This is a genomic window from Streptomyces sp. NPDC059696, assembly GCF_042733745.1.
GTDB lineage: Bacteria > Actinomycetota > Actinomycetes > Streptomycetales > Streptomycetaceae > Streptomyces.
Genome location: NZ_JBHWFG010000051.1, coordinates 19,542 through 42,541, shown reverse-complemented (window position 1 = coordinate 42,541; position 23,000 = coordinate 19,542). Strand labels below are relative to the sequence as shown.

Genomic DNA, 23,000 nt, shown 5'->3' with positions numbered 1-23,000 from the left:
GGCTCCATCACTACAATCACCACCGCCCCCACACCGCGACCGGCGGCAAACCACCCGTCACCAGGTTGACCAACGTCCCTGGGCAGTACACCTAGCCCAGCGGGTGCACCCGGCCTGACCGAGGCCTAGTCCAGCCCGTAGACCCGTCTCGCGTTCCCCGACGCCAGCATCCCGGCGACCCGCTGCGCGTCGGACAGGGACCAGGCGCCCTCGGCGACCCAGGTGCCCAGCACCCGCCCCAGGGCCTCACGGAACAGACGGGCGCCCACCACGTGCAGTTCGGGCAGCCCCCGCGCGCCGGTGGAGAAGAGGATCTTGCCGAAGGGGGCCAGTTCCAGGATCTCCGCGAGGACGGTCGCGGCTCGGGCGCCCGTGCGGACCAGGGCGGCACCGCAGTCCACATGGACGTGCGGGAAGAGACCGGCGAGATGGGCGGCCTGCCGGTGGTAGGGGTAGCCGTGCAGCAGGACCAGGTCCGTGCCGAGGCCGGCGGTGGCCCGCACGAAGTCGGTCAGTAGCACCGGGTCGGTCCGGTCGATCCGCAGCCCCGGCGCACCCAGCCCCGCGTGCAGCTGGAGCGGCAGCCCCGTGGCGACCGCGCTCCACAGCAGGTGCCGCAGCAGCACCGGGTCGCTCAGCTCACCGCCGACGCCGCGCCCGCCGAGCCAGCGGTCGGCCGCGCCGCGCACCTCCCCCGGCCCGGGCGGCTCCGGAGCCAGGGCGAGACCGTGCCGTACGCCGGCGACCGAGGTGAAGGCGACGGCGTGCGCGGCTGCCGCGTGGACCGACTCGGCGAGGTTCGCGAGGAAGGACTCGACGGTCCCGGAGGTGTCGGCGATCTGCTCGGCGAGGAGTTCCAGACGCACGATCTCGCGGGCCTGCGCGGCTCCGGCCCCGGCCAGCTCGCCCGGCTGTGTCAGGTCGCCGGGGAGACCGGTGTCGACCAGGTACGTGGTGATGCCGCTGCCGCGCAGGAGGCGGCGGCCCGACTCCAGGACGCCCAGTTCCCGGCGCCGGGCCAGATAGCGGGCGGGGGCGCAGTGGGGTTCGAGGCCGAGCAGGGGCGGGCACCAGCGCCGTACGGCGAAGCCGGTCTGGGTGTCGAAGAGGGTCGTGCCGGGGGCGGGCGGGCCCTCGGTGTGGCTGAGGTGGGCCTCGAAGGTGCCGAGGCCCAGCTCCGTGCGGAGCACTCCGTGGCAGTACTGGTCCACCAAGGACGGCGTTTCGATCATCCGGGCCTCCCGGTGTGGACCCTGTTGCTCTCAAGGGTCCTAACGGGTGAACCGGGTTCGAGGTCGCGGGCCCGGTGGGGGGTGCGGGTGTTCTGGCGGCCGCGGGTTGCCCGTGGCTGATCGCGCGGTTCCCCGCGCCCCCGAGAACGTCAGTCGTTCTTCGGGCCGCCCACCTGGATCCCTGCCATGCGGCTCCACTCGTAGCGGCCCGTCTTGACCTTCGCCGCGAATTCGCCGTCGAAGGACTCGTGGCGGGTGATGCCCGACGTGTCCACCGCCTGCTCGGCGATCTCGTAGGACGGGGCCACCAGGTCGCCCCAGTTGCCGTCCTCGCCGACCAGGACGATGCGGGCGCCGCGCTCGCCGAGGTAGGCGACCTGGCCCTCGGCGCCGCCGTGGGCCTTGGAGAAGGAGGAGATCTGCTTGGCCAGCCGGGCCACCTTGCGCTCGGCCTTCGGGTCAACCTGCTGCGTGTCTGCCATGACCAGGATGCTACTCACCGGTAGATCGACTGGCGAGGGCAGGGTTCTGTGACGTACGCCCGGGTGTCAGCGCAGGAAGGGGTCGACCGCGACCGCCACGAACAGCAGCGACACGTAGGTGATGGACCAATGGAACAGGCGCATCTCCTTCAGCTTCGCGCCCGTCACCTCCGCCTTCGCGCGGTTCTGCAGGCCGTGCGCCTCCCAGAGCCAGAAGCCGCCCGCGAGCAGCGCGACCGAGGTGTAGAACCAGCCGGTGTAGCCGAGGGGGGTGAGCAGGAGCGAGACGCCGACCATGACCCAGCTGTAGATCACGATCTGCTTGGCGACCACCTTGTTGGAGGCGACCACCGGCAGCATGGGCACGCCCACGCGCGCGTAGTCCTCCTTGACCTTCATGGACAGCGGCCAGTAGTGCGGCGGCGTCCAGAAGAACATGACCATGAAGAGGACGACCGGCGCCCACGACATCGAGTTCGTGACCGAGGACCAGCCGATCAGCACCGGCAGGCAGCCGGCGATGCCGCCCCACACGATGTTCTGCGAGGTACGGCGCTTGAGGATCATCGTGTAGACGACCACGTAGAAGAGGAGCGCGCCGAGGGCGAGCCAGGCCGAGAGCCAGTTCACCGTGAGGCCGAAGAGCAGGGTCGAGACGACGGCCAGCGTGATGCCGAACGCGAGGCACTCGCGCGGGCTGACCATGCCGGTGACCAGCGGGCGCTGCGAGGTGCGGTCCATCAGCGCGTCGATGTCGCGGTCGATGTACATGTTGAGCGCGTTGGCGCCGCCCGCGGACAGGTAGCCGCCCAGGCACGTCAGCAGCACCAGCGTCAGGTCGGGCACGCCCTGCTCCGCCAGGAACATCACCGGCACCGTCGTGATCAGCAGCAGCTCGATGATCCGCGGCTTGGTGAGAGCCACGAACGCCTTGACGCGGGCCCCGAACGGCCGGTGGGCCGGGCTCTGGTCCGCCCCCAGCATCCCCGCTGGACGGGATTCAACGGCCGTCACGCACACCCCTACAGAGACATCCCAGCAAGCCTCACCGCTGTGAAGTCCCGGTAAAGGCTCGCGCGTACCACGCCACTTTAGACGTTGCCCAGACTCGGACATTCGCGGGGGTCGGCTCGTGTTGGCGGACGCCTTCGGAAGGGCGCCTCGAAGCTCGATTGAGCACCCGGATGAGCGGCTCCGTATTCACCTGTCGAATGCGGTACGGCCCAGTCAGGAGGCGGATCGGGATCAGCCCCGGCACTCTGGAGTGACTCGAAAAAACGCACGTCCCACGGGGGTAGGCTCGACTGCGGCCGGTGGGCGCCCCGATACACCGGCATCCGACATGTGGAGAGGAGCCCTGACTCAGGGTGAGCACCAAGCCGACCACCACAGACCTCGAGTGGACCGAGTTGGACCAGCGGTCCGTCGACACCGCGCGTGTCCTGGCCGCCGATGCCGTACAGAAGGTCGGTAACGGCCATCCGGGTACGGCGATGAGCCTGGCGCCTGCCGCCTACACCCTCTTCCAGAAGGTGATGCGGCACGACCCGGCGGACGCCGACTGGGTCGGACGGGACCGCTTCGTGCTGTCCGCCGGCCACTCGTCCCTGACCCTCTACACCCAGCTGTACCTGGCCGGCTTCGGCCTGGAGCTGGACGACCTGAAGTCCTTCCGCACCTGGGGCTCCAAGACCCCCGGCCACCCCGAGTACGGGCACACGACCGGTGTGGAGACGACGACCGGGCCGCTGGGCCAGGGTGTCGCCAACGCGGTGGGCATGGCGATGGCCGCCCGTTACGAGCGCGGCCTGTTCGACCCGGAGGCCGCCGAGGGCGAGTCGCCGTTCGACCACTTCATCTACTGCATCGCCGGTGACGGCTGCCTCCAGGAGGGCATCTCCGCCGAGGCGTCCTCCCTCGCGGGCCACCAGAAGCTCGGCAACCTGATCCTGCTGTGGGACGACAACCACATCTCGATCGAGGGCGACACCGAGACGGCCGTCTCCGAGGACACCGCTCTGCGCTACGAGGCCTACGGCTGGCACGTGCAGCGCGTGGAGCCGAAGGCCGACGGCGACCTGGATCCGGCCGCGATCTACGAGGCGATCCAGAAGGCCAAGGCCGTCACGGACCGGCCGTCGTTCATCGCGATGCGCTCGATCATCGCCTGGCCGGCCCCGAACGCGCAGAACACCGAGGCCGCGCACGGCTCGGCGCTCGGCGACGACGAGGTCGCGGCGACCAAGCGTGTGCTGGGCTTCGACCCGGAGCAGACCTTCGAGGTCTCCGACGAGGTCATCACGCACACCCGCAAGGCGCTGGAGCGGGGCCAGGCGGCCCGCGCGGTGTGGGAGAAGGCGTACCAGCAGTGGCGGGACAACAACCCCGAGCGCGCCGCCGAGTACGACCGGATCGCCAAGGGTGAGCTGCCCGAGGGCTGGGAGGAGAAGATCCCGGTCTTCGAGGTCGGCAAGGGTGTCGCCACGCGCGCCGCGTCCGGCAAGATCCTCCAGGCGCTCGGCGGGGTCGTCCCCGAGCTGTGGGGCGGCTCGGCCGACCTGGCCGGCTCGAACAACACCACGATCGACAAGACGAGCTCCTTCCTCCCGGCGGACAACCCGCTGCCGGAGGCGGACCCGTACGGGCGCACGATCCACTTCGGTATCCGCGAGCACGCGATGGCCGCCGAGATGAACGGCATCGCGCTGCACGGCAACACCCGGATCTACGGCGGCACCTTCCTGGTGTTCTCCGACTACATGCGCAACGCGGTGCGGCTGTCGGCGCTGATGCACCTGCCGGTGACGTACGTGTGGACGCACGACTCCATCGGTCTCGGTGAGGACGGCCCGACGCACCAGCCCGTCGAGCACCTCGCGTCGCTGCGCGCGATCCCCGGCCTGAACCTCGTGCGTCCGGCGGACGCCAACGAGACCGCGATCGCCTGGCGCGAGATCCTCAAGCGCTGGACGAAGGAGTTCGGCAAGGGCCAGCCGCACGGTCTGGCGCTGACGCGTCAGGGCGTGCCGACGTACGAGCCCAACGAGGACGCCGCGCGCGGCGGTTACGTGCTGTTCGAGGCCGAGGGCGGCGAGCCCGAGGTCATCCTGATCGCCACCGGCTCGGAGGTGCACGTCGCCGTCGAGGCGCGCGAGCAGCTCCAGGGCGCCGGCGTGCCCACGCGCGTCGTGTCCATGCCGTCGGTGGAGTGGTTCGAGCAGCAGGACCAGGGGTACCGGGACAGCGTCCTGCCGCCGTCCGTCCGGGCCCGTGTCGCGGTCGAGGCCGGTATCGGTCTCACGTGGCACAAGTACGTGGGGGACGCCGGCCGCATCGTTTCCCTGGAGCACTTCGGTGCTTCGGCCGACGGCAAGGTCCTTTTCCGCGAGTTCGGATTCACTCCCGAGAACGTGGCCGCCGCCGCGCGGGAATCGATCGCCGCAGCTCAGCGCTGACGCTCATATACGACACGTAGGAGATGGAATTTCCATGACAGACGCACTGAAGCGCCTCTCCGAGGAAGGCGTGGCGATCTGGCTGGACGACCTGTCGCGCAAGCGGATCACGTCCGGCAACCTCGCCGAGCTGATCGACCAGCAGCACGTCGTGGGCGTCACCACCAACCCCTCGATCTTCCAGAAGGCCATCTCGCAGGGCGACGGCTACGACACGCAGCTGACCGACCTCGCCGCCCGCAAGGTCACCGTCGAAGAGGCCATCCGCATGATCACGACGGCGGACGTCCGCGACGCCGCCGACATCCTGCGCCCGGTCTACGACGCCACCGGCGGCCAGGACGGCCGGGTCTCGATCGAGGTCGACCCGCGCCTGGCGCACAACACGCGGGCCACGGTCGCCGAGGCCAAGCAGCTCGCCTGGCTGGTGGACCGGCCCAACACCCTCATCAAGATCCCGGCGACCGAGGCGGGCATCCCGGCCATCGCCGAGACCATCGGCCTGGGCATCAGCGTCAACGTCACGCTGATCTTCTCGCTGGAGCGCTACCGCCTGGTCATGGACGCGTTCCTGGAGGGCCTGGAGAAGGCCAAGGAGCGCGGCCTGGACCTGTCCCGGATCCACTCCGTGGCCTCGTTCTTCGTGTCCCGCGTGGACACCGAGATCGACAAGCGGATCGACGCCCTGGGCACCGACGAGGCCAAGGCCGCGCGCGGCAAGGCCGGCGTCGCCAACGCCCGGCTGGCCTACCAGGCGTACGAGGAGGTCTTCTCCTCGGACCGCTGGAGCGCCCTGGAGAAGGCGGGCGCCAACAAGCAGCGTCCGCTGTGGGCCTCCACCGGCGTGAAGGACAAGGCGTACAAGCCCACCATGTACGTCGAAGAACTGGTGGCTCCGAACACGGTGAACACCATGCCGGAGGCGACCCTGTTCGCCACGGAGGAGCAGGGCGAGATCCGCGGCAACACCATCGCCGGCACCTACGAGCAGGCCCGCGCCGACCTCGACGCGGTCGAGAAGCTCGGGATCAAGTACGACGACGTGGTGCGGCTGCTGGAGGAAGAGGGCGTCCAGAAGTTCGAGGACTCCTGGACCGACCTGCTGAAGTCGACCGAGGCCGAACTTCAGCGCCTCGCCCCCTCGGAGGGCTGAACAGGTGTCGAGCAGCAACCCGCTGCGTGACCCCGCGGACCGACGGCTCCCGCGTATCGCGGGGCCGTCGGGCCTCGTCATCTTCGGCGTCACGGGCGACCTGTCCCGTAAGAAGCTCATGCCCGCCGTGTACGACCTCGCCAACCGGGGTCTGCTGCCGCCGGGCTTCTCCCTGGTGGGCTTCGCCCGCCGCGAGTGGGCGCACGAGGACTTCGCACAGGAGGTCCACGACGCGGTCAAGGAGCACGCCCGCACGCCCTTCCGTGAGGAGGTCTGGCAGCAGCTCATCCAGGGCATGCGCTTCGTGCAGGGCACCTTCGACGACGACGACGCCTTCGAGCGGCTGCGCTCCACGATCGAGGAGCTGGACAAGGCGCAGGGCACGGGCGGCAACTTCGCCTTCTACCTGTCCGTGCCGCCGTCGGCGTTCCCCGTGGTCATCCAGCAGCTGAAGAAGCACCAGCTGGCCGACCAGACGGGCGGTTCCTGGCGGCGCGCGGTCATCGAGAAGCCGTTCGGGCACAACCTGGAGTCGGCCGAGGAGCTCAACAAGGTCGTCCACGAGGTCTTCGCCCCGGACCAGGTCTTCCGCATCGACCACTACCTGGGCAAGGAGACCGTCCAGAACATCCTGGCGCTGCGCTTCGCCAACACGATGTTCGAGCCGATCTGGAACCGGTCCTTCGTGGACCACGTGCAGATCACCATGGCCGAGGACATCGGCATCGGCGGCCGCGCCGGGTACTACGACGGCATCGGCGCCGCCCGTGACGTCATCCAGAACCACCTGCTCCAGCTGATGGCCCTCACCGCGATGGAGGAGCCGGCCTCCTTCGACGCGGACGCGCTGGCCGCCGAGAAGACCAAGGTGCTCGGCGCCGTACGGCTACCGAAGGACATGGGCCGCGACACCGTGCGCGCCCAGTACGCGGCCGGCTGGCAGGGCGGCGCGAAGGTGATCGGCTATCTCGACGAGGACGGCATCAACCCCTCCTCGAAGACCGACACGTACGCCGCGATCAAGCTGGAGATCGACAACCGCCGCTGGGCGGGCGTCCCCTTCTACCTGCGCACCGGCAAGCGCCTGGGCCGCCGGGTGACGGAGATCGCCGTCGTGTTCCAGCGGGCCCCGCACTCCCCCTTCGACTCGACGGCCACCGAGGAGCTCGGCTCCAACGCGATCGTCATCCGCGTCCAGCCGGACGAGGGTGTCACGGTGCGCTTCGGCTCGAAGGTGCCGGGCACGTCGATGGAGATCCGGGACGTGTCGATGGACTTCGCCTACGGCGAGTCCTTCACCGAGTCCAGCCCGGAGGCCTACGAGCGTCTGATCCTGGACGTGCTGCTCGGTGACTCGAACCTCTTCCCGCGCACCGAGGAGGTCGAGCTGTCCTGGAAGATCCTCGACCCGATCGAGGAGTACTGGGACAAGAACGGCAAGCCCGCCCAGTACCCGGCCGGTACCTGGGGGCCCGTCGAGGCGGACGAAATGCTCGAGCGACACGGACGGAGCTGGCGCCGGCCATGAAGACAGACCTCACGGACACCACGGCCAGCAAGGTCAACAAGGCGCTGGTGCAGGGCCGCCGGGCGATCGGCACCCCGGCGGTCGGCATGGTGCTCACGCTGGTCATCGTGACGGACGAGGAGAACGCCTACGACGCGCTGAAGGCCGCGAGCGACGCCGCGCACGAGCATCCCTCGCGCACGCTCGTCGTCATCAAGCGTGTCTCCCGCTCACCCCGCGACCGTACGCAGTCCCGCCTGGACGCGGAGGTGCGGGTCGGCGCGGACGCGGGCACCGGCGAGACGGTCGTGCTCCGGCTGTACGGCGAGGTCGCGGACCACGCCCAGTCGGTGGTGCTGCCGCTGCTGCTGCCGGACGCCCCAGTGGTGGTGTGGTGGCCGGTGAACGCGCCGCTCGACCCGGCGAAGGACCCCCTGGGTGCCCTCGCGCAGCGCCGCGTCACCGACACCTACGCATCCGAGCAGCCGGTACGGGACCTGGCCACCCGGTCGGGCACCTACACCCCCGGCGACACGGACCTGTCCTGGACCCGCATCACGCCCTGGCGTTCCATGCTGGCGGCGGCTCTCGACCAGGTCACCTGCGAGGTGCGGGCCGTCGAGGTGGAGGGCGAGGAGTTCAACCCGAGCTGCGAGCTGCTGGCGATGTGGCTCGCGGACCGGCTGGACGTTCCCGTGAAGCGGTCGCTGTCCAGCGGTCCGGGTCTGACGGCCGTCCGCATGGACACCAACTGCGGCCCGATCAAGCTGGACCGGGCCGACGGCTCGCTGGCGACGCTGTCCATCGAGGGCCAGCCGGACCGGGCCGTGGCGCTCAAGCGCAGGGAGACCGCCGAGCTGATGGCGGAGGAGCTGCGGCGTCTCGACCCGGACGACACGTACGCGTCGGCGCTGCGGTACGGGGTGGACCGGCTGAAGTCCGCGTCGGCCGTGCCGTCGGAGCCGTCGGAGCCGTCGGTGTCGTCGGTGTCGTCGGTGCCCAAAAGTGAGGGGCGAGCAGGACTCGCCCTCCCCGCTCCCGTTGAAGCGGCTGCGAAGGCACCCGCTGCGGAAGCGACGGCGCAGGAACCGGTGAGGCGGGAACCGCCGAAGCTGGAACCCGTACGGAAGGCGACGAAGTGAGTACGGCACCGCAGCTGGTCGTCCACCGCGACAAGGAGCTGATGGCGCAGGCCGCGGCGGCCCGGCTGATCACCAGGATCGTGGACGCGCAGGCCTCCCGGGGCTCGGCGTCCGTGGTCCTGACGGGCGGCCGCAACGGCAACGGCCTGCTGGCGGCGCTGGCTTCGGCACCCGCCCGGGACGCGATCGACTGGGGCCGGCTCGACCTCTGGTGGGGTGACGAGCGGTTCCTGCCCGAGGGCGACCCGGAGCGCAACGACACCCAGGCGCGGGAGGCCCTCCTCGACGCGGTGCCGCTCGATCCGAAGCGGGTGCACACGATGCCCGCGTCGGACGGGCCGTACGGCACGGACGTGGACGCGGCGGCGGCCGCGTACGCGGAGGAACTGGCGCGGGCGGCGGGGCCGGAGAACCACGGGCCGGTGCCCGCGTTCGACGTGCTGATGCTGGGCGTCGGGCCGGACACGCATGTGGCGTCGCTGTTCCCGGAGTTGCCCGCGGTCCGGGAGACGGAGCGGACGGTCGTGGGTGTCCACGGCGCGCCGAAGCCGCCGTCGACCCGGGTGACATTGACGCTGCCGGCGATCCGTGCGGCCCGGGAGGTGTGGCTGCTGGCGGCGGGCGAGGACAAGGCCCAGGCGGCGGCGATCGCCCTGTCGGGAGCCGGAGAGATCCAGGCCCCGGCGGCGGGGGCGTACGGCAGGAGCCGGACCCTGTGGCTCATGGACGGGGCAGCGGCTTCCCAACTGCCGCGTTCGCTGTATCCACCGGCATCACCGTGAACGCACTCGGGCCCCCACTTCGTGGCGAAGTGGGGGCCCGAAACGCAGGTGCTACTTGACCGAGCCGGCCATCACGCCCTGTACGAAGTGCCTCTGGAAGGCGAAGAACACGACGACCGGGACGACCAGGGAGACGAACGCCCCGGGGGCCAGGACGTCGATATTGCTGCCGAACTGGCGTATCTGGGACTGGAGTTCCACGGTCAGCGGCTGTGACGTGCTGTCCGCGAACAGCAGCGCCACCAGCATGTCGTTCCACACCCACAGGAACTGGAAGATGGCCAGGGAGGCGATCGCCGGCCGCCCCACGGGCAGGACCAGCCGTGTGAAGATGCGCCACTCGCTGCCCCCGTCCATGCGCGCCGCCTCCAGCATCTCCTTCGGCATCTCGGCGAAGTAGTTGCGGAGCAGGAACACCGCGAACGGCAGCCCATAGGCGACGTGGAAGAGGACGACGCCGGGGATCGTGCCGAACAGGCCCAGCTGGCCGAAGAGTTTGGCGACCGGCAGCAGACCGATCTGTACGGGCACCACCAGCAGCGCGACCACGACGAGGAAGACGGTCTCCCGCCCGGGGAAGTCCAGCCACGCGAAGGCGTACCCGGCGAGCGCCGCGATCACCACGACCAGCACGGTCGTCGGCACCGATATCAGCACCGTGTTCCAGAACGCCTGCGTGATCCCCGCGTTGCCCAGCAGCTCCGAGTAGTTGTCGAAGGACAGCTGCCCGGGGCTGGAGAACACCGTCCACCAGCCGCCCTTGGCCGTGTCCTCGGCGGACCGCAGCGAGGACAGGAACAGTCCCGCCAGCGGTGTCATCCACACCAGGCCGATCAGGACGAGGAAGGCCTGGACGGCCCCGTTGCCCAGTCCGCGCCGGACCGCGTTCATCGCTGACTCCTTCGGAAACGGCGGACGTTGAACACCATCGCCGGGACGACCAGCAGAAGGAGCAGCACACCGAGCGCGCTGCCGAGCCCCTGGTTGTTGCCGCCGCCGAACGACACCAGCCACATCTGCGTGGCGAGGACGGTCGCGTCCTCCTGCACGGGGCCGGGCGCGATGATGTAGACGAGGTCGAACACCTTCATCACGTTGATGACGAGGGTGATGAAGACGACCGACAGCACCGGTGCCAGCAGCGGCACCGTGATCCGCCGGAAGATCTGCCACTCGTTCGCGCCGTCCATCCGCGCCGCCTCCAGGGCGTCCCGGGGCAGCGTCGACAGCCCCGCCCCGATCAGCACCATGGCGAAGCCGGTCCAGATCCACAGGTACGCGCCGATGATCGCCGGGGTGACCAGCGCCGGCCCGAGCCAGGAGACACCGTCGTAGGCCTGGGCGAAGTTGGACGACGGCAGGCGCACCTCGTAGGAGCCGGGTTCGAGTTTCCCGAAGCGGAAGGAGCCGTCGGCGGCCGTGGTCGTCGAGGCGACCTGCTCGCCGTCGCGGACCGCCTCGACCGTCATCTCCGGCAGCCCGCTCTCCCGCCGGTCGACCTTGCCCTGCTCCCCTCCGCCGCCGGGCGTGAAGTCCAGGTAGACCACGCCGCGCAGTTCGTCGGCGGCTGCTTTCCGGCCGGCCGCCGCGTACGCCGGCTCGGCCCCGCCCGGCAGGTCGTCGGGCTGCACGCCGACCAGGCCGAGTGCCACCGCGTCCCCGGGCGACACGCTGGTGCTCGTGCGGTACGAGCCGTCCTTCTCCTTGGTCAGTCCCTGGGCGTCACGCGCCCGTGCCGTCGGATAGGTGGACTCCCCCTTGAAGGCGTCGTGGACGGAGACGACGGCGGCGTTGAGCACGCCCTTGTCCGGGTCCTCGTCGTAGGCGAGCCGGAAGATGATGCCGGCGGCGAGGAAGGACACCGCCATCGGCATGAAGAGGAGCAGCTTGAAGGCGGTCGCCCAGCGGACCTTCTCCACCAGCACGGCGAGGATCAGTCCGAGGCCGGTGAGCAGGGCGGGGGCGACGACGACCCAGATGGCCGTGTTGCGGACGGCCTTGAGGGTCGCCGGGTCGCGGAACATCTCGGCGTAGTTGTCGCCGCCGACGAAGCTCGTCCCGGAGGCGTCGAAGAAACTGCGGCCGATGCTGAACAGCACGGGGTAGACGACGAGCGCGCCGAGCAGCAGCAGCGCGGGCAGCACGAACAGCAGGGCGATGATCTTCCCGCGCCGGCGCAGCACCCGGGTGCGGTCGGCGACCGGGCCCGGCGGCGGCGGGTTCGTCTCTTTCACGAGGGTCGCTGTCATGGCCTATCAGTCCTGGTACGCCTTGGCCGCCGCGGCCTCCAGCTTCGCCGCGGTGCCCTTCGGGTCGGACGGGTCCCGCAGGAAGTCCTGGAGGAGCTTCCACTCGCCGGTGCCCTTGGTGCCGCCGAACGCGGCCGGGGCCTGGTCGGACATGTCGAAGCGGACCGAGTCCCCGGCCTCGACGAGGGACTTGGCGGTGGCGCGGGTGACGTCGTCGCCGTAGGAGGCGAGGTCGAGCTTCTTGTTCGGGGAGAGGAAGCCGCCGGCCTCGGCCCACACCGCGGACGCCTCGGGGGTGGCGAGGTACTCCAGGAGGGCCTGGGCGGCCTTCTGGTTCTTGCCGTCCTTGAGGACGACGGCGGCGTCGCCGCCGCTGACGACGGGTGCCTCGCCGCCGCCGACCGGCGGGAACGGGAAGAAGTTCGCGTCCTCGCCGACCTTCTTGCCGAACTGGTCCTTGGCGACACCGGCGACGAAGTCGCCTTCGTAGACCATGCCGGCCTCGGGCTCGGGGCCGAACACCTTCTCGACCGAGCCGGGGAAGTCGGTGTTCAGGGCGCCCTTCTGGCCGCCGGCGATGAGCTGCTTGTCCTTGAAGAGCTTGCCGAGGGTGGTGAGGGCGTCGACGACGGAGGCGTCGGTCCACTTCAGCTTGTGCGCGGCGAGGGCGTCGTACTTCTCGGGTCCGGCCTGGGAGAGGTAGACGTTCTCGAACCAGTCGGTGAGGGTCCAGCCGTCCTGTCCGGCGACGGAGAACGCGGCGAGCCCGGAGTCGGACACGGTCTGCCCGGCCTTGAGCATCTCGTCGTAGCTCTTCGGGGGCTTCACGCCGGCCTGTTCGAGGGCGTCGGGGCTGTACCAGACGGTCGACTTGTGGGCGGCCTTGAAGTAGAGGCCGTAGAGGGTGCCGTCGACGCTGCCGTACTTCTTCCACACCGGGGCGTAGCCCGCGTCGACGGCCTGCTCGGTCTTCTGCGACAGCGGCTTGAGCCAGCCCTTCTGCGCGAACTGCTTGAGCACGCCGACCTGCGGGACCATCACGACGTCGGGGGCGTTGCCGCCTTCGATCTTGCTGCCGACGACGGTGGAGACGTTGTCGCCGGTGGAGACGAACTGTGTCTTGGCGCCGGTCTTCTCGGTGAAGGCGTCGAGCACCTTCTGGAAGTTCTTCTGCTCGGTGCCGGACCAGACGCCGGCGACGGTGATCGACTGGCCGTCGAGCGCCTTGTCGCCGCCGCCGGCCGCGACGGGGCCGCCGCCGCAGGCGGTCGCGCCGAGCGCCAGGACGAGAGCGGTGCAGCCGGTGAGCAGGGTGGTACGTCGTCGCATCATCGTTGATGTCCCTTCGGGGAGTTGACTTGCGGGGCGTTCAGGAACGGATCCACCAGGCGGCCGTCGAGCCGGAGAGGACTCCGGGCGGGCAGGAGCCGCTGGCGAGCAGGGGGGTGCCGGGGACCGGCGCGGGGGTGGGTGCCGTGCCGAAGTTGACGGCACAGACCAGGTCGTCGCCGCGTTCGAAGGCCAGTACGCCGGGCGGGGCGTCCAGCCAGCGCAGCGTTCCCTCGCCCAACTGGGGCAGAGCGGCGCGCAGTTGGAGGCCGTCGCGGTACAGGTGCCAGAACGAGCGGGTGTCGGCGAGGGCGCGGTCGGTGGCGTACTCGGCGAAGTACTCCGGCTGCGGCAGCCACGGCTTGGCGCTCTCGACGCCGGGTGTGAAGCCGAACGGCGAGGCCTGTCCCGACCAGGGCAGCGGCACCCGGCAGCCGTCGCGGATGCGGGCGCGGCTGCCGGTGCGGTGGAAGATCGGGTCGGTGAGCACGTCGTCGGGCAGGTCGACGACCTCCGGCAATCCGAGCTCCTCGCCCTGGTAGATGTAGGCGGCGCCGGGCAGGGCCAGCATGAGGAGCGCGGCGGCGCGGGCGCGGGCGGCGCCGAGGCCGCTGCCTTCGGTGGCGGGTTCGCCGTAGCGGGTGACGGTGCGGACCTGGTCGTGGTTGTTGAGGACCCAGGTGACGGTCGAGCCGGTGCCGGCGATGTCCTGCATGGCCTCCGTGATGACCTTCTGGAAGGCGTCGGCGTCCCAGGAGGCACTGAGCAGGTCGAAGAAGAAGGCCTGGTGCAGTTCGTCTGCCCGGACGTACCGGGCGTGTTCGCGGGCGGTCGGGACGGAGACCTCGCCGACGAGGAGGCGTTCGCTGCCGTCGCGCTCGGTGTACTCCTCGCATATGGAGCGCCAGCGGCGCCACACGTCGTGCACCTCGGGCTGGTTCCAGGCGAGCGGGTTGACCGAGTCGCGGGTGCGGGCGTCGGCCTCCGGGTCGTCGGAGTCGGGCAGTTCGGGGTGCTTGTAGAGGCCGGCGGCGACGTCGATGCGGAAGCCGTCGACGCCCCGGTCCAGCCAGAAGCGCAGTACCCGGTCGAACTCGGCGGCGACCTCCGGCTCGCGCCAGTTCCAGTCGGGCTGCTCGGGCGTGAACATGTGCAGGTACCACTGGCCGGGGCGCCCGTCCGCGTCGGTGACCCGGCTCCATGCCGGTCCGCCGAACATGGCGTGCCAGTTGTTGGGCGGCTCGCAGCCGTCCGGGCCGCGGCCGTCGGCGAAGTGGAAGCGGGCCCGGGCGGGGCTGCCGGGGGCCGCCGCGAGCGCCTCGCGGAACCAGGGGTGCTCGCTGGAGCAGTGGTTCGGGACGATGTCGAGGAGCACCTTGATACCGAGCCGCCGCGCGGCCCCGACCAGTTGGTCGAACTCGTCGAGGTCACCGAAGAGCGGGTCGACGTCGCAGTAGTCGGCCACGTCGTAGCCGTGGTCGTGCTGCGGCGAGGGATAGAAGGGGCTCAGCCAGATCCCGTCGACGCCGAGCTTCTTGAGGTACGGCAGTCCGGCCCGGACGCCGGCGAGGTCGCCGATGCCGTCGCCGGTGCTGTCGAGGAAGCTGCGGACGTACACCTGATAGATCACTGCGTCACGCCACCAGTGGTGCCTGTTCAACCCATCGACCTGTCTCTGAGGAGGGCAGCGGTTATGCATGCATGTTAAGTAGGCGTGTCGAGAGGGTGTCAATGAAAAGGCAGAAGGTATCCAGCGGTCGGGGTGCAGAAACAGGGACATACCAGGTCGATACTCAGCGAGATGAGATGCCCGCGTTACCTAACAAGTAAGTAGGGGAGGGCGCCGAGGGGGCGTCGAAAGCGCTAGCCGCGCGAGATGACGGCGAGCTCGCGCGCCAGCCGCCGGACCGCCGCGGCGGGCGTCTGCCGCCCCGCCATCGCGTCGTTCACGACGGCCTGCACCACCAGGCTGACCTGGTCGTAGCGCGGGCTCTTGGGACGCGGCGCGGCCGCGAGGACGCTCGTGCGCAGCGTCGGCAGATAGGGGAACCTGCGGACGAGCGCGGGATCCCGGTAGAGGTCCGCGCGCACCGGCGGCAGCGCGCCGCGCGTGAGGACCTGCCGCTGGACGCGCTCACCGGTGAGATACGCGATCAGGCGGGCCGCCGAGTCGGGGTGCCGCGCGTGCGCGCTGACGGCCAGGTTGGATCCGCCGAGCACACTGGTTCCCGGCCCGCCGGGCCCGGGCAGGGGCACGGCGCCGACCTTCCCGGCGACCTTCGAGCCGGGAGCGGAGGCGCCGACATAGGCGTACGGCCAGTTCCGCAGGAAGAGCAGCCGGCCGTCCTGGAAGGCCTGCTTGGACTCCTCCTCCTTGTACGTCAGCGCTTCCCTGGGGATCCAGCCCTCACGCACCCCGCGCGCCAGGAACCCGATGCCCTCGCGGGCCGCCGCCGAGTCGACGGTGACGCGCTCGCCCTCGTCACCGAGGATCGAGCCGCCCGCCGAGTAGACGGCTTCCGCCGCGTTCACGGTGAGGCCCTCGTAGGGCAGGAACTGTCCGGCGTAGCCGCCGAGGCCGTGCTTCGGGGCGATGGTCTTCGCGTACCGCTCCAGCTCCGCCCAGGTGCGCGGTGGATCGACGCCCTCCTCGGCGAGGACGTCCTTGCGGTACAGGAGCAGACCGGCGTTCGTGACGTACGGGACCGCGTAGAGCTGCCCGTCGTAGGTCGCCGTGTCCACGACCGGCTGGAGGAACGTCTCCAGCGGGAAGCGGTCCCGGGGCAGCGGTCTGATCCAGCCCGCCGCGGCGAACTCCGAGGTCCAGTTGACGTCGATGTTGAGCACGTCGAACCGGCTGCGGTCACCGTCGCGCAGGTCCGTGATCATCTGGGCCTGGGTCTCGTCGGCCGAGTCCGGCAGCTCGACCAGGGTCACCTTCTCGCCGGGATGGGTGCGGTTCCAGCCCTCCAGCAGGGGGCCGAGGTAGCCGGTGAGGTCGCCGGCGGTGGCCAGGGTGAGCGGCCCGCGGGACCCGGCGGAGGGCTCGCCCGCCTGCGCTCCGGCGGCGACGTAGCCGGTCAGGACCACGATCAGAACGAGGAGGCCCCTACCCGCGGCATGGATCCACCGCATAGGTTCCTCCCTGTACACCGGCGCTGGGCACCCTTGCCCGGAATCAGAGGCCATGTATACCTGTTAGGTATGGGCGATACTAGGGCCTGGAGCACATTGGACCGGACAGGAGGACTGCACGCGTGCGCCTGCCCCTCCTGGCTCTCCTCGCCCGCGGACCCGCCCACGGCTACGAGCTCAAGCAGGACCTTGAGCAACTGCTGGGCTCCGCGTACCCTCAGCCGAACGTCGGCCAGATCTATGTGACCCTCGGCCGCCTCGAGAAGTCGGGACTGATCGAGGGCGAGGACGTGACGCAGTCCAGCCGGCCCAACAAGAAGGTCTACCACCTCACCGAGGCCGGGCGGGAGGCGCTGCGCGCCTGGTTCGAGGAGCCCGAGGACGAGCCGCGGGTGCGGGACGAGTTCTTCATGAAACTCGCGCTCGCTCCGCAGACCGGTCTCGCCGAGCAGATCACCCTGATCAACCAGCAGCGGCGCCAGTACCTGAACACCATGCGGCAGCTGTCGAAGCTGGCCGCCGCCGAAGACCGCGACAACCGCATCGCCCATCTGCTGATCGAGGGCGCGATGCTGCACCTGCAGGCCGACCTCGACTGGCTGGAACGGTGCCAGGAAGAGCTGGAGGAGCTGGAGTGAGCGACGACCGTCCCGCTCCTGTGCTGCGCGCCGAGGGACTGACCAAGACCCATCACGGCGAGGGCGCCCCGGCGCACGCCGTGCGCGGGGTCGACCTGTGTGTACGGCAGGGCGAGTTCGTGGCGATCACCGGTCCCTCGGGGGCGGGCAAGTCGACGCTGCTGCATCTGCTCGGCGGGCTCCAGCGTCCGGACGCGGGCCACATCTGGCTCGACGGCGAGTCCACCGGCACCTACAGCGAGGCGCGCTGGGCGGTGGAGCGCCGGAAGCGGATCGGCATCGTCTTCCAGTTCTTCAACCTCGTTTCCAACCTGTCCGTCGCCGACAACGTGGAACTGCCCGCCCTGCTCGCCGGGACCCCGCCGAAGCAGGCGCGCGCCGAGCGCGAGGCGCTGCTGGCGGAGCTGGGCCTGACGGGCAAGGAGCGCAGCATGCCGGGCGAGCTGTCCGGCGGTGAGCAGCAGCGCGTCGCCCTGGCCCGGGCGCTGGTCAACCACCCGCCGCTGCTGCTGGCCGACGAGCCCGCGGGCAGCCTGGACAGCAAGGGCACCCGCGAGGTGATGCGGCTGCTGTCCCGTTTCCACCAGCGGGGCCAGACGATCGTGCTGGTCACCCATGACGCCCGGCTGGCGAGCGCCGCGGACCGGGTGATCAGCTTCTTCGACGGCCGGATCGCCGACGACGCGGCACTCGACGGCGGCGCCACCCCGCCGCGCCGCGCCGGCATATCCGGTGTGCTGGAGCTGAAGGACTGACATGCGCGGGCACGACGATCCGCGAGGGGGCTGATCCGTATGCGAGCCACCCTGCGCTGGGCGCACTCCGATCTGCGCACGCACCGCGGCGAGGCGCTGTTCCTCGTCCTCGCCACCGCGGGCATCGTCGCCTCCCTGCTGCTGGCCACCGCCCTGTTCGGCTACGCGACCAACCCCTGGCAGCGCGTCTTCACGCAGTCGCACGGCGCGCACGTGTGGCTGCACACCGATACGGCGGCCGACCCGGGGAAGCTGGCCCGGCTCGACGGGGTGGAGTCCGTCGTCGGCCCTTACCCCAGTGCCGCCACCACCGTCTCCTCGCGCGGCAGCCGCGCCGCCGTCGAACTGCGCGGCATGCCGCAGAAGCCCTCCGCCGGCCGCCCTCCGGTCGTCTCCGGGCACTGGCTCATCCCGTCGACACCCGACGGCGTGGTCCTGGAGAGCCGCCTGGCCCGTGCCCTGCTGGCCGAACCGGGCGACACCCTCGACGTGCCCGGCACCGCCCGCCGGCTGACCGTCGTGGGCCTGGCCGACAGTGCCGAGCCGCGCTACCGGCCCGGTGAGCAGCCGGGTCTGGTGTGGGCGCTTGCGTCGTCCGTGCCGGCCCCGGGCGGCCAGGTGATCGGGCTGCGGCTGACCGACCCGGGTGACACGTCCTACATCGTCCAGCGCGCCGTGACCGTGCTGGGCCCGGGGTCGATCGGCGAGGTCTCCACCTGGCAGCAGGCGCGGGCCGAGGCGCAGGGCGACAACCGGCTGCTCGGCCAGGTGCTGGGCCTGTTCGGCCTGGGCGCCCTGATCGCGGCCGGATTCGCCGTGCACGGGGCGATCGGCACCCGCATCCGCGGGCATCTGCGCGACCTGTCCGTCCTGAAGGCCATCGGCTTCACCCCCGGCCAGGTGGTCCGCGTCTTCCTGCTCCAGCACCTCGCCTACGCCCTGCTGGGCGCCCTGGCCGCCGCCGGACTCGCCGAGGCCCTGGGCAGCCGGATCCCCGGGCGGCTCGGGGACGCCGTCGGCGTGTGGCAGGGGCTGCCCGGCCACACCGCCGCGCTGCTCGCGGTGCCCGTGGGCGCGGTGCTGTTCATCGGCGCCACCACCGGGCTGGCCGCGTGGCGGGCCGGGCGGGTGCCGCCCGTGCCGGTGCCGCGACCGGCCGCGACCTCGGGCGGACGGCTGTCCGGCGTGGCGCGCCGCGCCCTCGGCGTGCGGATCCCGCCCGCGCTGGTGCTGGGCTGGCACAAGGCGTTCACCCGCCGCCCCCGGTCCCTGGCCACCGTCGCCCGGCTCACGCTGCCGCTGCTGCTGATCGTCGTGGCGATGAGCGCCTGGACCACCCTCGACCGCTTCCACAGCGCGCCCGAGCGGATCGGCCTGCCCGCCGCGCTCAGCGTCCGCGCCGACTCCGGCCTCGGCGAAGAGCGGGTCCGCTCCCTCCTGGAGAAGGACCCGCAGGTGGCCGCCGCCTACCCGGGCGTCGAGACGGCCGCCCTGGGCCCCAGCCAGACCGCGACCATCGCCCTGCGCGGCCTCGGCACCCAGCAGGACCCTTACCCGCACACCCTCGCCGAGGGCCGCCCCGCCCGCGGCCTCGACGAGGCGGTGGCCGGGCAGGGGCTGCTCGACCTGCTGGACGTACGGGTCGGCGCCTGGGTGCGGATGACCGTCGGTGACCGGCCGCAGATCCTGCACATCGTGGGCCGCAGCATCGAGCCGGAGAACGCCGGCCGGGTCATCTCCACCTCCCTCGACACACTCCGCGAGAACGATCCCGGGCTCCGCCCGACCCTCTACGAGCTCCGCCTGGACCCGGGCGCGGACCCGCGGGAGGTCGCCGACCGGCTCGCCGCCGCGGGGCACGGCCATCTGGACGTGCACACGGTGACCAACCCGGCCGACGAGCTCTCCCCCTTGCGCGCGGTGGTCGCCGGGCTGATCGCCGTCCTCGCCCTCATCGGGCTCATCGAACTGCTGACCGCGATCGGCGGCACGGTCCGCGAGAGCGAGCGGGACCTGCTGGCGCTGAAGGCCATCGGGCTGTCCCCCCGGCAGATCACGGCCATCACCGTCACGGCCACCGGTCTCACGGCCCTGGCGGCCGTCCTCGCCGCCCTGGCCCTGGGCCTGCCCCTCGCCCGGTGGCTGATCGACGCCCAGGGCCGCTCCAGCGGCATCGGGGCGGGGATCGCCCAGGGGCCCTCCGCGGTCCTGATGGTGCTGCTGGGCACGGCGGCCGTCCTCTGCGCCGCGGCCCTGGCAGCGCTTCCCGCGGCCCGGGCGGCCCGCCGGCGCCTCGCGGACACGCTGAGCGCGGTGGCCTGACGCCGGCACCGGCCCGGCGTCAGCCCCCGTACGGCTGCTGCGGCGGGTGCGGAGGCCGGGGGTGCGGAGCGTAGGAGGCGTAGGGGTGCTGACCGCCCGGCGGGTAGAGGTGCTGACCGCCCGGGGCGTAGGAATGCCCGTAGGGGTGCCCCTGCGGTGGCAGGTGGGGTGAGCCCGCCGGGGGCATCGGCGGAACCGGCCCGGGCACCGGCGGGTGGGTCGCCGGATGGGCGTTCAGCCGGATTCCGTACCGGCGCTTCAGCCGCCGCATCTCCAGCAGCGCGATGGCGGTGACCGTCACCGGTGCGCCCAGGATGAAGACGATCCCCAGGGTGAGGCTGAGCCCGTGCAGATCACCGGTCACGAGGTCCGGGACCGCCACCAGCCAGCTGGTCACGATGGCGAGCAGCGGCGGCAGGCAGCGGTGCACGGCGGCCGTGCCGAAGAAGTTGCCCGAGACGCGCACGGCTCCGTAGGCCGTGAAGGCGAGCAGCCACAGCATCGTCATGCCGAACCCGATGATCACGGCGACGTTCGCGGACGCGTTCACCGTCCGCACCAGCAGCAGCACGGCGGCCACGCAGCCGACGAACAGCACGAGCAGCGCGAGGGACCTGAACAGGGACGTCCGCAACTGCCGCACCGTGCCCCCGCGCCGCCACACCCACAGCATCACGCCGACCGTCAGCGGGGTGAGGAAGAGCAGGACGACGGAGGCCGTCATCGCGTTCTCCAGCAGTTCCGTGAGGTCGAAGCCGCCTTCGACGAAGGTGTAGACACCGAGCGAGGCGACCGCCCCGGCGATGACACGGAACCGTTTCAGGCGTTCCACGGACGGGTCGAGCGGCTGCGGGATCCAGGCGGGATGGAACACCGCCCGGGCCACGTCCTGGGGTTTCAGTACGGACCCCACCGTCAGCGTGCCGCCGGTCCAACTGCCGCGTGTGCGTGCCACTTCGCGCTCCCCCGAGCACTCGCCGTGATGACGTCCGTGATGATCGTCCGGGAGTCTACGGGAAGCGGACGGCGCGCCGCCGCCCGCTTTCCCGCCGGGCGCACTGCTGCCGGCCGTACGACTCGACGCGCTGCCGCCCGCTTCCCCGCCCGGCTCTCCCGACTACCGGCCGCGCAGCTCCCGGTACGTGGCGACCAGGGCCCGGGTGGAGGCGTCCAGGCCCTCGACCTCGGCGCCCTCGGTGAGCGCGGGCTCGACGCGCTTGGCGAGAACCTTGCCCAGCTCCACGCCCCACTGGTCGAAGGAGTCGATGTTCCACACCGCGCCCTGCACGAACACCTTGTGCTCGTAGAGGGCGACCAGCTGGCCGAGGACCGACGGCGTCAGCTCGGGGGCCAGGATCGTCGTGGTGGGGTGGTTGCCCTTGAACGTCTTGTGCGGCACCAGCTCCTCCGGCACCCCCTCGGCGCGCACCTCCTCGGGCGTCTTGCCGAAGGCGAGCGCCTGCGTCTGGGCGAAGAAGTTGGCCATCAGCAGGTCGTGCTGCGCCTTCAGCTGCTCGCTCAGCTCGGCGACCGGCCTCGCGAAGCCGATGAAGTCGGCCGGGATGAGCTTGGTGCCCTGGTGGATCAACTGGTAGTAGGCGTGCTGCCCGTTGGTGCCCGGCGTGCCCCACACCACCGGGCCCGTCTGCCACTCGACCTCGCGCCCGTCCCGGCCGACGTACTTGCCGTTGGACTCCATGTCGAGCTGCTGGAGGTAGGCGGTGAACTTCGACAGGTAGTGGCTGTAGGGCAGCACCGCGTGCGACTGGGCGTCGTGGAAGTTGCCGTACCAGATGCCCAGCAGGCCCAGCAGCAACGGCACGTTGGACTCGGCCGGCGCGGTGCGGAAGTGCTCGTCGACGATGCGGAAGCCGTCGAGCATCTCCCGGAAGTGGTCCGGGCCGATGGCGATCATCAGGGACAGGCCGATCGCAGAGTCGTACGAGTAGCGGCCGCCCACCCAGTCCCAGAACTCGAACATGTTGGCCGTGTCGATGCCGAACTCGGCGACCTTCTCCGCGTTCGTCGACAGGGCGACGAAGTGCTTGGCGACGGCGGCCTCGTCACCGAGCGCGTCCAGCAGCCAGGCGCGCGCGGAGGTGGCGTTGGTGACCGTCTCGATCGTGGTGAAGGTCTTGGAGGCGATGACGAACAGCGTCTGCGCCGGGTCCAGGTCGCGGACCGCCTCGTGCAGGTCGGCACCGTCCACGTTGGACACGAAACGCACCGTCAGCGAGCGGTCGGTGAAGGCCCGCAGCGCCTCGTAGGCCATGGCGGGGCCCAGGTCGGAGCCGCCGATGCCGACGTTGACGATGTTCCGGATCCGCTCGCCGGTGTGGCCGGTCCACTCGCCCGACCGCACCCGGTTCGCGAAGTCGGCCATCTTGTCGAGCACCGCGTGCACATCCGGCACCACGTTCTCGCCGTCGACCTCGATCACCGCGTCCCGCGGGGCGCGCAGCGCGGTGTGCAGCACGGCCCGGTTCTCGGTGGTGTTGATCTTCTCGCCTCGGAACATGGCGTCCCGGAGTCCGAAGACGTCGGTGGCCGCGGCCAGTTCGCGCAGCAGCCGCAGGGTGTCGTCGGTGACGAGGTGCTTGGAGTAGTCGACGTGGAGGTCGCCGACCCGGAGGGTGTACGCGGTGCCGCGGCCGGAGTCGGCGGCGAACAGCTCGCGCAGTCCCACGTCGCCGAGCTCCTCGCGGTGCTTGGCCAGTGCCGTCCACTCAGGCGTCTGGTTGAGTCTGGTACGGCTGTCTGCGTTCATCTCGGACTTCAGCCTTCTTTCCTGTCCTGCGTACCTTGCCCCGCTGCCGGTC

At 70.9% G+C, this 23,000-nt stretch carries 18 protein-coding genes; 8 read left to right on the top strand and 10 right to left on the bottom strand.

Annotated elements, in window-relative coordinates; translation table 11 throughout:
• Positions 1–125: 125 nt before the first annotated feature.
• The 3 genes from ACFV20_RS34495 to ACFV20_RS34485 form a co-directional block, all read right to left on the bottom strand.
• Entirely contained in the window at positions 126–1,232 is a 1,107-nt protein-coding gene (locus tag ACFV20_RS34495) for an amidohydrolase family protein (RefSeq protein ID WP_385664456.1), read from the bottom strand.
• A gap of 149 nt (positions 1,233–1,381) precedes the next feature.
• Positions 1,382–1,714, bottom strand: coding sequence for a hypothetical protein (locus tag ACFV20_RS34490; protein WP_385664453.1), 333 nt, complete (start codon positions 1,712–1,714; stop codon positions 1,382–1,384).
• Positions 1,715–1,780: 66 nt separating this feature from the next.
• Positions 1,781–2,698 (bottom strand): heme o synthase, encoded by a 918-nt coding sequence (locus ACFV20_RS34485; RefSeq protein ID WP_385664458.1) that lies wholly within the window; start codon positions 2,696–2,698, stop codon positions 1,781–1,783.
• Between the two features lie 383 nt (positions 2,699–3,081).
• Here ACFV20_RS34485 and tkt point away from each other — a divergent pair, with 383 nt between their 5' ends.
• Genes tkt through pgl form a run of 5 tightly spaced genes read left to right on the top strand, consistent with a single transcriptional unit; the run spans position 3,082 to position 9,753 of the window.
• The gene (gene tkt, locus ACFV20_RS34480; RefSeq protein WP_385664450.1) at positions 3,082–5,169 is read left to right on the top strand and encodes a transketolase; all 2,088 of its coding nucleotides are present in this window, start codon (positions 3,082–3,084) and stop codon (positions 5,167–5,169) included.
• Positions 5,170–5,203: 34 nt separating this feature from the next.
• Complete coding sequence (gene tal, locus ACFV20_RS34475) at positions 5,204–6,322, top strand: transaldolase (protein ID WP_385664447.1); 1,119 nt, start codon at positions 5,204–5,206, stop codon at positions 6,320–6,322.
• 4 nt (positions 6,323–6,326) lie between these two features.
• On the top strand, positions 6,327–7,850 hold the full coding sequence (gene zwf, locus ACFV20_RS34470; protein WP_385664445.1) for a glucose-6-phosphate dehydrogenase: 1,524 nt from the start codon (positions 6,327–6,329) through the stop codon (positions 7,848–7,850).
• Entirely contained in the window at positions 7,847–8,971 is a 1,125-nt protein-coding gene (gene opcA, locus ACFV20_RS34465) for a glucose-6-phosphate dehydrogenase assembly protein OpcA (protein WP_385664442.1), read from the top strand. Before zwf ends, opcA begins: the two co-directional genes overlap by 4 nt.
• On the top strand, positions 8,968–9,753 hold the full coding sequence (pgl, locus tag ACFV20_RS34460; protein ID WP_385664439.1) for a 6-phosphogluconolactonase: 786 nt from the start codon (positions 8,968–8,970) through the stop codon (positions 9,751–9,753). The genes opcA and pgl overlap by 4 nt, the downstream gene beginning before the upstream one ends.
• A 51-nt stretch (positions 9,754–9,804) precedes the next feature.
• On the opposite strand, the gene ACFV20_RS34455 is transcribed toward pgl, so the two are convergent.
• The 5 genes from ACFV20_RS34455 to ACFV20_RS34435 form a co-directional block, all read right to left on the bottom strand.
• Positions 9,805–10,644 carry a carbohydrate ABC transporter permease gene (locus ACFV20_RS34455; RefSeq protein ID WP_385664436.1) on the bottom strand — a complete coding sequence of 280 codons (840 nt, stop codon included), beginning with the start codon at positions 10,642–10,644 and terminating at the stop codon, positions 9,805–9,807.
• Positions 10,641–12,002: an ABC transporter permease subunit gene (locus ACFV20_RS34450; protein ID WP_385664433.1), complete on the bottom strand. Its 1,362-nt coding sequence runs from the start codon at positions 12,000–12,002 to the stop codon at positions 10,641–10,643. The genes ACFV20_RS34455 and ACFV20_RS34450 overlap by 4 nt, the downstream gene beginning before the upstream one ends.
• A 6-nt stretch (positions 12,003–12,008) precedes the next feature.
• A complete protein-coding gene (locus ACFV20_RS34445) occupies positions 12,009–13,334 on the bottom strand; it encodes an ABC transporter substrate-binding protein (protein WP_385664431.1) in 1,326 nt (441 codons plus the stop codon).
• A gap of 37 nt (positions 13,335–13,371) precedes the next feature.
• Positions 13,372–15,030, bottom strand: a complete 1,659-nt coding sequence (locus tag ACFV20_RS34440; protein WP_385664428.1) for a glycoside hydrolase family 13 protein — start codon at positions 15,028–15,030, stop codon at positions 13,372–13,374.
• 164 nt (positions 15,031–15,194) lie between these two features.
• Positions 15,195–16,466 (bottom strand): ABC transporter substrate-binding protein, encoded by a 1,272-nt coding sequence (locus tag ACFV20_RS34435; protein ID WP_385664425.1) that lies wholly within the window; start codon positions 16,464–16,466, stop codon positions 15,195–15,197.
• Positions 16,467–16,588: 122 nt separating this feature from the next.
• Here ACFV20_RS34435 and ACFV20_RS34430 point away from each other — a divergent pair, with 122 nt between their 5' ends.
• From ACFV20_RS34430 to ACFV20_RS34420, 3 genes are read left to right on the top strand one after another with little or no spacing between them, the layout of a single operon-like run.
• Positions 16,589–17,104: a PadR family transcriptional regulator gene (locus tag ACFV20_RS34430; RefSeq protein ID WP_385664423.1), complete on the top strand. Its 516-nt coding sequence runs from the start codon at positions 16,589–16,591 to the stop codon at positions 17,102–17,104.
• Positions 17,101–17,859, top strand: coding sequence for an ABC transporter ATP-binding protein (locus ACFV20_RS34425; RefSeq protein ID WP_385664420.1), 759 nt, complete (start codon positions 17,101–17,103; stop codon positions 17,857–17,859). Before ACFV20_RS34430 ends, ACFV20_RS34425 begins: the two co-directional genes overlap by 4 nt.
• A 39-nt stretch (positions 17,860–17,898) precedes the next feature.
• Complete coding sequence (locus tag ACFV20_RS34420; protein ID WP_385664417.1) at positions 17,899–20,181, top strand: FtsX-like permease family protein; 2,283 nt, start codon at positions 17,899–17,901, stop codon at positions 20,179–20,181.
• A gap of 19 nt (positions 20,182–20,200) precedes the next feature.
• Here ACFV20_RS34420 and ACFV20_RS34415 read toward each other — a convergent pair whose 3' ends face one another.
• On the bottom strand, positions 20,201–21,136 hold the full coding sequence (locus tag ACFV20_RS34415) for a hypothetical protein (protein WP_385664414.1): 936 nt from the start codon (positions 21,134–21,136) through the stop codon (positions 20,201–20,203).
• 162 nt (positions 21,137–21,298) lie between these two features.
• Positions 21,299–22,948, bottom strand: a complete 1,650-nt coding sequence (pgi, locus tag ACFV20_RS34410) for a glucose-6-phosphate isomerase (protein WP_385664411.1) — start codon at positions 22,946–22,948, stop codon at positions 21,299–21,301.
• Positions 22,949–23,000 lie beyond the last annotated feature (52 nt).

Excerpts from the sequence above, each read along its gene's own strand:
- ACFV20_RS34495 (WP_385664456.1), bottom strand. The coding sequence starts at position 1,232 with ATGATCGAAACGCCGTCCTTGGTGGACCAGTACTGCCACGGAGTGCTC.
- ACFV20_RS34455 (WP_385664436.1), bottom strand. The coding sequence starts at position 10,644 with ATGAACGCGGTCCGGCGCGGACTGGGCAACGGGGCCGTCCAGGCCTTC.
- ACFV20_RS34445 (WP_385664431.1), bottom strand. The coding sequence starts at position 13,334 with ATGATGCGACGACGTACCACCCTGCTCACCGGCTGCACCGCTCTCGTC.
- opcA (WP_385664442.1), top strand. The coding sequence starts at position 7,847 with ATGAAGACAGACCTCACGGACACCACGGCCAGCAAGGTCAACAAGGCG.
- tal (WP_385664447.1), top strand. The coding sequence starts at position 5,204 with ATGACAGACGCACTGAAGCGCCTCTCCGAGGAAGGCGTGGCGATCTGG.
- ACFV20_RS34490 (WP_385664453.1), bottom strand. The coding sequence starts at position 1,714 with ATGGCAGACACGCAGCAGGTTGACCCGAAGGCCGAGCGCAAGGTGGCC.
- ACFV20_RS34440 (WP_385664428.1), bottom strand. The coding sequence starts at position 15,030 with ATGCATAACCGCTGCCCTCCTCAGAGACAGGTCGATGGGTTGAACAGG.
- ACFV20_RS34485 (WP_385664458.1), bottom strand. The coding sequence starts at position 2,698 with ATGCTGGGGGCGGACCAGAGCCCGGCCCACCGGCCGTTCGGGGCCCGC.
- ACFV20_RS34435 (WP_385664425.1), bottom strand. The coding sequence starts at position 16,466 with ATGCGGTGGATCCATGCCGCGGGTAGGGGCCTCCTCGTTCTGATCGTG.
- ACFV20_RS34420 (WP_385664417.1), top strand. The coding sequence starts at position 17,899 with ATGCGAGCCACCCTGCGCTGGGCGCACTCCGATCTGCGCACGCACCGC.
- pgi (WP_385664411.1), bottom strand. The coding sequence starts at position 22,948 with ATGAACGCAGACAGCCGTACCAGACTCAACCAGACGCCTGAGTGGACG.
- ACFV20_RS34450 (WP_385664433.1), bottom strand. The coding sequence starts at position 12,002 with ATGACAGCGACCCTCGTGAAAGAGACGAACCCGCCGCCGCCGGGCCCG.